Here is a 9246-nt window from a genome sequence, read left to right on the forward strand (position 1 = left end):
ATCTGAGGAGGCTCATTGTCAAGGACAATCGGAATAGCATACGGAAAGAAGTTCTGCACCTTATAAAATTTGTCAAAAAAACTGTTGCCATTCCACAACTTCAATACGTTTTTCCAATACTTCTTTTGCTTGTTATGGATTACATACTTCTAATACCTCAAAATTTGTAGGGAAATCTAACCCTTTAGATTTAATTTTTTCTTTAAAATTAACTTGATACAATACACCAAATTCTCTTTCTTTGAGTTTCTCAATGAGTGCTTCTGTTGCCGCTTGTAATGATTTAGTTGTTTTAACTTCATACATAAAGTTCACTTATATTCCTCCATTTTTCATTTCATGTATATTTTGTGGAATCGACTTTTTTAGAATCTGCTTTGAATATTTTATCTATTAAAGCTTCTTTGATAATAGTGTCCATGATTTGGAATTCTTATTGGATAGAAATTTCTTTCTAGAACATGATTTCGTCGAAAGTTCTCATTGGTTGAGGATAGGCATGTTCAAAACAATCAGTCCGATATCCTTTTAATCCAGTTACTGCACTATATAAAAAATTTCATCATAGTTTCGCCCTAGTCGTTCCAAAGATTCGATGACAAAAATATCCTTCTTCCTTAAAAAATGAAGTTCTTTTTGCAATTATTCTCGTGAGGTCTTCTTTTAACTACATAAAATTGTAACCACTGGTTTTAAGAGTAGTGTATCATCCCAAATCATATAATTAATTGACTGCGATTGTTATAAAACTCACGGTAAGCCATATAACTAGCAATAAATGAAGAAATCGCAGTAACTGAAATCAACATAAACATCACAACAATTTGGTAACGAATCGCTTGAACAGGATCAATTCCCGCAAAAATCAACCCTGACATCATACCTGGTAGGCTGACAAGTCCAACCGTTTTTGTTCGGTCAATAGAAGGAGCCATGCCCGTTTTGACGCTTTCTCTTACAATACTCATGGACGCTTGTTTTTTATTGGCTCCCAATGCCAATTTTTCCAATACCTGTTGGCGTTGGTCCGTAAATTTTGAATTCAAAGACCGATAGGTCACTCCAATCGCAGTCATGGCGTTGCTGGCAATCATGCCTGTAATTGGAACGATTTGGGAAGGGGTCCAGTCAATGACTCCTGAAAAAACAAGAATGAGTAAGGACAAGGCTGTTCCTACTCCAATAGCCGTCGTTGAAATTTTAAAAGAGCGGTTGATCCCCTCACTGCGTGTATGGGCGTTATAAGAAGCGTTGAACACAATGAACAAAACCATCGCTAAAGTGAGAAAGTTGTTATCCACTCGTAATACGTAGCTCAATACATATCCAATAAGGAATAATTGAACGACAGCGCGAATTCCCGCAATAAAAATGTCGTTTCCTAATCCCAATTTCTCTTTGTAATCAATCAACAAGGCAACTATCAAGAGGACAGAAGATAAAAGCAAAGAAAGATTACTGATTTCCAAATTGTTTGTCATTTCGATTCCTCCATTTTTCCACCTTTGATAGTAATCAGACGAGAAGCTTGGTCGATTTCTTCCTGGTTGTGAGTGACGGCCAACACCGTAGTTTGTTGGTCTTTCATCATGTCTCGGACTAAATCAAGGACAATCGCTCTGTTTTCTTGGTCCAATGAACTGGTAACTTCATCCAGGAGCAACACTTTCGGTTGATACATCAAATTTCGGACCAATGCAACCCGTTGTTTTTCCCCTCCTGATAGCTCCTTGACCTCTTTCGATAAGTAAGTTTCAGGTATTTGAACTCGTTCTAACAATTTTTTTGCACGTTCCCGATCAAATCCTTCTTCTCTTATGCGGGCAGGAAAAGACAAGTTCTCTTGAACTGTCTCATCGAATAGAGAAGCGTTTTGAAAGAAATAAGAGACTTCTTTTCTATACTCCACAGGATCGATTTTTTGCAGATCCGTACCTCGATAATAAATTTTTCCGGAAGTTGGGGAAAGCAGCGTACCAATTAATTTCAAAAGGGTACTTTTTCCACTTCCAGAAGGACCAGTAAAAACAATCACTTCCCCTTTGTTTACTGTAAAAGAGATATCTTGAAGGATTTGGTTTCCGTTTGCCTGAAAACCAACCTTCTCTAATTGAAACAATGAATCACTCATACCACTTCTCTCCTTTATAAAAAAGGCCTGCACCAGTGGACCATCCATAGGGGTGCAGGGCTTTTGTTTCATCCTAGTGTACCTCAGTGTTCGTTTGGATCGTTTTTGGCGTCTTCATGAGTAGGGTGAACCGTTCCTTCAAGGTGATCTGGACCAGCATAAATGGTATACAGTCTGAGCGGCTTATCACCGGTGTTTTCGATGTTGTGCCACATGTCCGCCGGAACAAATACGGCGTCATCATCCATCACTTTTTGTTGAACATGTAAGTTATCTTTAGAAGGCCCCATTTTACACACGCCTTCTCCTTCTTCAATACGGATAAATTGGTCAATGCCTTCGTGCACTTCCAAACCGATGTCATCGCCCGGTTGAATGGACATTACGGTGACTTGCAGTTTACTGCCTGTCCAAATGGTCGTCCGGTAATTATCATTTCCTGTGGTGGCGTCTTCAATATTAATGATATACGGCTTCTTCCCATGATCCTTGTAGTCTATTTCCATCTTCCATTCCTCCTAGTCTTTGTACTGAAACAATGATACCCTACTTCTTATTTATAATAATTCTAATTAATGGTACCACATCTAAAAATTCTATGCAAAAAAATTGGCTTTTTGGAGAGCGATTCTAAACAAAGACCATATAACGCGCAATTACAATTGGTACCCCTTAATCCTCAGCACCTAAAGGAAAAAATATGGAATCAAAAAATAACCGATATGTACTCTGGTTATGACTTGAATCAGGGAGAATTTCAGAGACGACACATCATACTTTTTTAGTTTACACTTGTAAACTAACTAGCGTACACTAAGTTTATGCTCACTATCAAGCGTTGTCAATCCTTTAGACTCTTATCAATTTCGAAAGAAAGTAGCAAGGCTATTGATTGTGACTGTAAAAGTGGGGTGTTCCTATAAGCACATTAAACTATCTTCTCTAATTTATCATGCTATTTAAATTCTGTTTTTTCATGAGAATTTTTGTCCAAAACTTGTTAAAATGATTTTAAAAATACTTACATACACAATCCCCAAAAGACACTAATGTCATTTCAGTCAAAAAAGATACCGCAGAAAATTTCCACCTGAGATTCAATACGATATTACTCTCTTGACAGCCAGCTTAATTCCTTAGTTGAATAGATTATTAAAGTGCACAAAAAAACAATGCGGCGTTTGTTATATTTTCTGGTATAAGCGACGGTGCTATAAACTTTTTTGCAGATTAAAAATCATATGAATTTAACTCCAGTAATAAGAGTTTAAGTGCCAATGCATGCATGATTCTTTCAATTTCCGTTTTATGAGTAGACAGAGCGATTCCTTCATTGCATTGGAAAATGAGTTTGTTTCTCGTAATATGTATGCTCTCATTTTTGGTTGCATAGTATTCTCTCCATTCGTCTTCATACATAAGAACGCCTCCTTTGATCATCCTATATTTAAGTCCTTCGTTATTAATATACGTAAAAAGTTGGTATTTTATTTTTATTTTCTCTCTCTTTAAAAAAACTGAAAAAAGAGCGGTTTACAGGCATTTTCATGGATAAGTTACCCATAGATCAATCTGAAATGAGCGTAGAACTTCCCTCTCAAACACTGGTTTTTTAGAGAAATACGAAATATTAGGGTTATTTGCAGAATAGCTACTTATTCTTACAAAGCAACAAGCGAGCAAAAGAAAAATTCCTTTCAAGCGTTTTTTGGCGGTACACTATTTTAGCGACAGGCAAGATAGCAAATATTTTTTACAACTGGTTTGACTGTCGGCGACGACAGCCCACAGCCAAAAATAAAGAAGTCAAGGACTGTGAGGGTGGAGATTTTTTGGTGGTCTGCCAAAAAATACTTACCCGTTCCTTGACTTATTTAAGTGTTATTCAGTTTTAGGCTATTACAACTGGGTGACTGAGACGATTTTGGGGGCTTGCCCCTTTTTTCCAAAAGGGGCAAGGTCTAGATCTTGTGTTTTTATTTTTTTGGAAATTCAAAAGCTAATTTCATTTCGTCATTCAGTGTTAACTTTGCCGAGAAATTGCTTCCTTTTTTACTTTTGAACCCTTTGATTAAACTCGTTTCTCTTTTGCTTAATAAATCTTGGACATTTTTCTTTGTGAGTGCTTTTTGGCTCCATCTTTTAGGAAGCGTAAATTTGCAACCGTCTTTGTAGCCCGAACAGCCATAAAATTTTCCTTTGTCTACTACGCTGTTTTGACATTTCGGACACGTACCCATCACATTTTCTTGTTCCATATGACCGGCTACATCTGCAATGTTTTCTTTTTTGTCTTGGAAGTTTTGTGGCACTTTTCAATGAGGTGCTGCACAAACCGCTCGATACTGCCTAAAAAAGCTTCTTGTGTGCCTTGTTGGCTTCGGATCTTTTTCAAATAGCGTTCCCATTGGGCAGTCATGCCGGCATTGGCGATTTCGTCCTCTGCAATTATGCGGCACAACAATTCGCCTTTTTCTGTCACATAGATTTTACTCTTACTGATCGGGATGTAGTCCTGTTTCTTCAATGTTTCAATGATACTGGCTCTAGTGGCCTCGGTTCCAATCCCTTCGGTTTCTTTAAGAATGTCTTTGCTGTCTTTATCGTCCATTGCCCGTCCGACATGTTTCATGGCGGTTAGCAGTGTGCCCTCTGTATAGTAATTGGGTGGTTGGGTTTTCCCTTCCTTTGTTTCAAGGGCGAAAGTCACTGAATCATTGACGGTTACTTCTGGTAAAAGTGGGTCGTCCTTGTCTTTTTCTTCCTGTTTATATAGTCGTTTCCATCCACGCTCTTTTTCTGTCTTCCCTTTTGATTGGAACAGAACCTGATTGATCGCTGTATCAATGGTGGTTTCGTCATAGATATACGGCTTTTCAAAAATTGCGAGGGTACGATACAAGACCAGAAGATAAATGTTTTTTTCGTCTTTCGTTACATCACTGAGCTTCGGCAATGTCTTCGTTGGAATAATCGCATAGTGTTCTTGTACTTTGCTTCCATCTACATACCGTTTATTTTCGTTTAGCTGCGGTTCGGAAATGCCCACTCCTGCTAGTTCGAGATACCGACTGAGGTTGCTTTTCAGGTAGTCAAATTCGGGGCTACCAATATAATTGGTATCGCTTCTTGGATAAGAAAGCACCTTTTTTTCATAGAGTTTTTGAGCGATCGAAAGCGTTTTGTCGGCACTGTACTTAAAGCGTTTGTTCGCGAAAGATTGTAAATCAGACAAGCTAAAGAGTTTCGGCGCATACTGCCGTTTTTCTTCCACTTTGACATTTGTTACTTCGGCATTCTCCGCTTGCTCTAGCTGATTGGTTTCTTTGAACCCGTCAAGGTTTTCGAGTGTATCAAACCGCTCTTTGTATTTCCCTTTGTACTTACCATTCGAGTGTGTGAAAGTGGCATACAACTCATAAAATAGCTTGCTGACGAAATGTTTGATTTCTTCGTTGCGTTGGTAAATCAAGAACAAAGTCGGGGTTTGGACGCGTCCAACGCTAAACACGCCTCTCATGCCGTTTTTCTGCATATAAAGCGTGTAAAGACGGGTGAGATTGATTCCTACCAGCCAATCAGCGATTTGTCGGGTTTCTGCTTCTTTGTAAGTGGAATAAAACGCCTGTCCGTCCTTCAGATTTTGAAATCCTTTTTTGATTTCGCTAGTTTCAAGCGAGTTGATCCATAAACGTTTAATGGTTTTCCGGCTATTTCCCGAAAGGTTGATAATCAAGCGGGCGATTGCTTCACCTTCTCGGTCGCTGTCGGTCGCAATCACGATTGTTTCCGCTTCATCTAAATGCTTTTTGACGATCTTGTATACCTGTCAATACGGATTGAACTGTTGTTAATGCTCCGGAAATTCTTCCTTGAATATCTCCTGCAGCTGCACCTAAATATAAAGTTTGGAAATTATTTTGTAGAAAATTCATAGCTCATTCTCCTTTATTTTTCTTCTTCTCTTTGTAAAGCTATTGTTTGTTCTTGCTTTTGTTCTCTATGTTGGTCTTGCTGTTTTTTAAGCTGTTGAGCCAATTCCTCTTTATCATCTTTATATGGAGTGAGTCGTTTCAACTTATCGCTTTGAAATGTACCGATATAATATTTTTTATCTCCGTTTTCGTCTTCTCTTTCAAACACGTATCATAGATATAAATGTAATGGCATAGTGCGGGTTTTATTTTCAGCCTGTATCGTAGCTAAACAAATCGAGTTGTGTGTCCGTTTTAGGGCGTTCTGCTAGCTTGTTTAAAGTCTCTTGAATGAATGTATGCTCTAAGTCAAAAGAATTTGTCAGCGCCTTTATATAGCTTTCTTTTTCTTCTTTTTTTACTTTAATGATCGATAGCAACAATGATTTAACACTAGCAAGTTGAATACCACCATTTCTTCCTGATTTAATCTTAAAGAAAATTTCCTGGTTCGCTTTCAGTACCTTCAGCAATTTATCTAATGTCCGCTCAGGAATGCCTAGCGCTTCTCTAATCTCTTTTTTGGTCGTCGCTAAATAAGGCTTGTATACATCGCTTTTTTCGCTAATATAAGCCATTAAATCTTCTTTCCATTCTGACAAATGAACACGTTGACGTTCGCTTCTTTTTTTCTTGAATTTAAACCACCCTTGACGGACAAATAAATCTTTACTGGTTAAATCACTTGATACCCAAGCTTTGCAAAGAATGGTAATGTATTCCCTATTAGCCCCTTGATAGTTTTCTGAATAGGCACTTCTAACAATTTTGATTACTTCTTTTTCTTCTAAGGGTTGATCTAATCGATTATTAAACTCAAACATATTATATTCGCACGTTTCGATCGAATAGCCTGAACTAAAGTAGGCTAAAGAGAGGGTAAACATAACGCTATTGCGCCCTACTAAACCCTTTTCTCCTAAAAATTTCGTTTCGTGCAATAAGAGATTAAACTAGGGTTCATCTACTTGTTTTTTGCCTTTTGTACCGCTTAAAAACGTTAGACTTGAACGAGTAAAGCCCTTATTATCTGTTTGTTTGAAAGACCAATCTTGCCATTCTTTGAAAGAATAACGGTAATTGGGATCAAAAAATTCTACATTGTCCGTTCTTGGTATGCGAGCAGTCCCAAAATGATTGCACGTTAGATCAACTGGCAAAGACTTTCCAAAATATTCTCGGATATTTTGCGAGATTATTTTGGCTGCTTTGACAGATTTAAATTCTGATTTTGAAGTCACATAGACTGGCGTTTCTAAAACAAAATATGCTTGATAACCTTTATCAGATTTGATAATCAACGTAGGCATAAAACCTAAATCAATCGCTGTTGTTAAAATATCGCTTGCTGAAATAGTTTCTTTTGCCGTGTGAATATCAAAATCAATAAAGAATGTATTGATTTGTCTTAAATTATTTTCAGAATGCCCTTTAGTATATGAGCGATTTTCGTCTGCATATGTTCCATAACGATAAACGTTGGGTGTCCAATGCGTAAATGTATCTTTGTTTTCGTGAATCGCTTCTTCGGAAGTCAGAACAACGCCACGTCCGCCAATCATGCTTGATTTTGAGCGATACGCAAAAATAGCCCCTTTGCTTTTACCTGGCTTGGTGGTGATTGAGCGAATTTTACTATTTTTAAATTTGTACTTTAACAAGCCGTCATGAAGCACGGTTTCTACAACAAAAGGGATATTCATTCAGCTGTTCTCCTTTCCTATCAAAAAATGAATACAAAAAAAGCAATCAAACGATTTCCGATTGATTGCTTAACAATTCTTAAATTCAGTAGCTTAGATACTTGAAAACTCTCTGATTTCCCTATATAATGATAGTACGGTTATATACCGTCTTCAAACAAAGTTAATTAAATAACTTCTTACGAGGGAAGAGTTCATCTGACTAACTGATAAGCGTTGTGTTGGCAATCTTATCGGGCTATGCATTTATAAAATGTCGTCAAACATTTTATAAATGTGTCATGGCTCTTTTTTCGTTTCTATTCAGTTCAATATTTCGTTATATCTAGTATACCGCTTTTAAAAAAAATAAGCAACAATTTCGTTAAATATATTAACGATAATCATTGCTTCTCTTCTTCTATTTGCAACTCTACTTGTTCTAATTCATTAGGAATTAAGTCAATAACTAAGGTTGAGTTTGTCAATTCTGCAATTCGTTCCAATGTTTTTAATGTCGGATCTGATTTTCCTGATTCAATCAATGAATAATTTGATCTACTCATTTTTAATTCTTGGGAGAATTTTTCTTTTGATTTGGTACCTCTCATCTTTTTTAAGCTTTCTCTAAATGCTAGTTCCAAGTTTCTCCCTCCTGTTTATGTAAATATTTTGCACGTTTTCCATTTAATTATATCGTTATACCTTGTAAATCACAAGTGATTAATCACAAATCACTTGTGATTAGTGATTTTAGCTTTTATCTTAATTTATCAGCAAGTTGCTGATTCTATCTGTTGTTATTGGTGTTGCCTAGAACGATTCTAAGCACATGTTTAATTTTAAAGTGGGCAATTATCTTTAAAATGTCCTACAATGATTCAATAAAAGCATGGCTGCTAGTGAAACTTGCGACCATGCTTTTATAAATACTTAATTAGATTCTCTTTTTAAAAATGAATGCTGATGCTGATCCTAATACCATTAATGACCCTAGGACAGACAATGCAATATTTTCTGTTTCTCCTGTTTTTGGTAAAACTTTCATTTTTCCGTCTGAACCTTTAACCGTTACTGTTCCGTCTTTCTGAACGTTTGCGCCAATTTCTTTAGCTTCAATTTTCTTTGTTGTTCCGTCTGCTAATTGAATGATTGGTTTACTATCTTCAACTGCAACAATCACAACGCCTGTATCTGTATTAACTGGGTTTTCGATTGGGTTTGTGTCTACTGGTTTACTTGGTTCTGTTGGCTCTGTCGGCTTGCTTGGTTCTGTTGGCTCTGTCGGCTTGCTTGGTTCCGTTGGCTCTGTCGGCTCCGTTGGCTCTGTTGGTTCCGTTGGCTCTGTTGGTTCCGTTGGTTCCGTTGGTTCCGTTGGCTCCGTTGGCTCCGTTGGTTCCGTTGGTTCCGTTGGCTCCGTTGGTTCCGTTGGTTCCGTTGGTTCCGTTGGCTCCGTTGG

General features: G+C 37.4%; 11 protein-coding genes and 1 pseudogene. All 12 read right to left on the bottom strand.

Going from position 1 to position 9246, the window contains the following annotated elements:
• Nucleotides 1–132 precede the first annotated feature (132 nt).
• Nucleotides 133–306, bottom strand: a complete 174-nt coding sequence (locus A5849_RS13370) for a DUF302 domain-containing protein (RefSeq protein ID WP_195805225.1) — start codon at nt 304–306, stop codon at nt 133–135.
• A gap of 410 nt (nt 307–716) precedes the next feature.
• Nucleotides 717–1481: an iron export ABC transporter permease subunit FetB gene (gene fetB, locus A5849_RS13380; protein ID WP_002311027.1), complete on the bottom strand. Its 765-nt coding sequence runs from the start codon at nt 1479–1481 to the stop codon at nt 717–719.
• Nucleotides 1478–2131 carry an ATP-binding cassette domain-containing protein gene (locus tag A5849_RS13385; protein WP_021109120.1) on the bottom strand — a complete coding sequence of 218 codons (654 nt, stop codon included), beginning with the start codon at nt 2129–2131 and terminating at the stop codon, nt 1478–1480. The genes fetB and A5849_RS13385 overlap by 4 nt, the downstream gene beginning before the upstream one ends.
• Before the next feature lie 83 nt (nt 2132–2214).
• The gene (locus A5849_RS13390) at nt 2215–2637 is read right to left on the bottom strand and encodes a cupin domain-containing protein (protein WP_002307506.1); all 423 of its coding nucleotides are present in this window, start codon (nt 2635–2637) and stop codon (nt 2215–2217) included.
• A 724-nt stretch (nt 2638–3361) separates the two neighbouring features.
• Complete coding sequence (locus A5849_RS13400; protein ID WP_002311028.1) at nt 3362–3550, bottom strand: hypothetical protein; 189 nt, start codon at nt 3548–3550, stop codon at nt 3362–3364.
• 557 nt (nt 3551–4107) lie between these two features.
• Nucleotides 4108–4389: a topoisomerase C-terminal repeat-containing protein gene (locus tag A5849_RS15260; protein WP_052425447.1), complete on the bottom strand. Its 282-nt coding sequence runs from the start codon at nt 4387–4389 to the stop codon at nt 4108–4110.
• Nucleotides 4390–4397: 8 nt separating this feature from the next.
• Complete coding sequence (locus A5849_RS13405; RefSeq protein WP_232575222.1) at nt 4398–5912, bottom strand: DNA topoisomerase; 1515 nt, start codon at nt 5910–5912, stop codon at nt 4398–4400.
• 13 nt (nt 5913–5925) lie between these two features.
• Entirely contained in the window at nt 5926–6066 is a 141-nt protein-coding gene (locus A5849_RS14995) for a hypothetical protein (protein WP_002316998.1), read from the bottom strand.
• Nucleotides 6067–6079: 13 nt separating this feature from the next.
• Nucleotides 6080–6274 carry a hypothetical protein gene (locus A5849_RS13410; RefSeq protein ID WP_002307508.1) on the bottom strand — a complete coding sequence of 65 codons (195 nt, stop codon included), beginning with the start codon at nt 6272–6274 and terminating at the stop codon, nt 6080–6082.
• Between the two features lie 43 nt (nt 6275–6317).
• Nucleotides 6318–7808 (bottom strand): annotated as a pseudogene (locus tag A5849_RS13415) (primase C-terminal domain-containing protein).
• Between the two features lie 383 nt (nt 7809–8191).
• Nucleotides 8192–8431 carry a helix-turn-helix transcriptional regulator gene (locus A5849_RS13420; protein WP_012477191.1) on the bottom strand — a complete coding sequence of 80 codons (240 nt, stop codon included), beginning with the start codon at nt 8429–8431 and terminating at the stop codon, nt 8192–8194.
• Nucleotides 8432–8724: 293 nt separating this feature from the next.
• A partial coding sequence (locus A5849_RS15265; RefSeq protein WP_143353386.1) for an LPXTG cell wall anchor domain-containing protein occupies nt 8725–9246 on the bottom strand: 522 nt, incomplete at its 5' end.

The sequence above is a fragment of the Enterococcus sp. 10F3_DIV0382 genome (genome assembly GCF_002140245.1).
GTDB lineage: Bacteria > Bacillota > Bacilli > Lactobacillales > Enterococcaceae > Enterococcus_B > Enterococcus_B lactis.

Excerpts from the sequence above, each read along its gene's own strand:
- fetB (WP_002311027.1), bottom strand. The coding sequence starts at position 1,481 with ATGACAAACAATTTGGAAATCAGTAATCTTTCTTTGCTTTTATCTTCT.
- A5849_RS13385 (WP_021109120.1), bottom strand. The coding sequence starts at position 2,131 with ATGAGTGATTCATTGTTTCAATTAGAGAAGGTTGGTTTTCAGGCAAAC.
- A5849_RS14995 (WP_002316998.1), bottom strand. The coding sequence starts at position 6,066 with ATGAATTTTCTACAAAATAATTTCCAAACTTTATATTTAGGTGCAGCT.
- A5849_RS15260 (WP_052425447.1), bottom strand. The coding sequence starts at position 4,389 with ATGGAACAAGAAAATGTGATGGGTACGTGTCCGAAATGTCAAAACAGC.
- A5849_RS13370 (WP_195805225.1), bottom strand. The coding sequence starts at position 306 with ATGTATGAAGTTAAAACAACTAAATCATTACAAGCGGCAACAGAAGCA.
- A5849_RS13390 (WP_002307506.1), bottom strand. The coding sequence starts at position 2,637 with ATGGAAATAGACTACAAGGATCATGGGAAGAAGCCGTATATCATTAAT.
- A5849_RS13400 (WP_002311028.1), bottom strand. The coding sequence starts at position 3,550 with ATGTATGAAGACGAATGGAGAGAATACTATGCAACCAAAAATGAGAGC.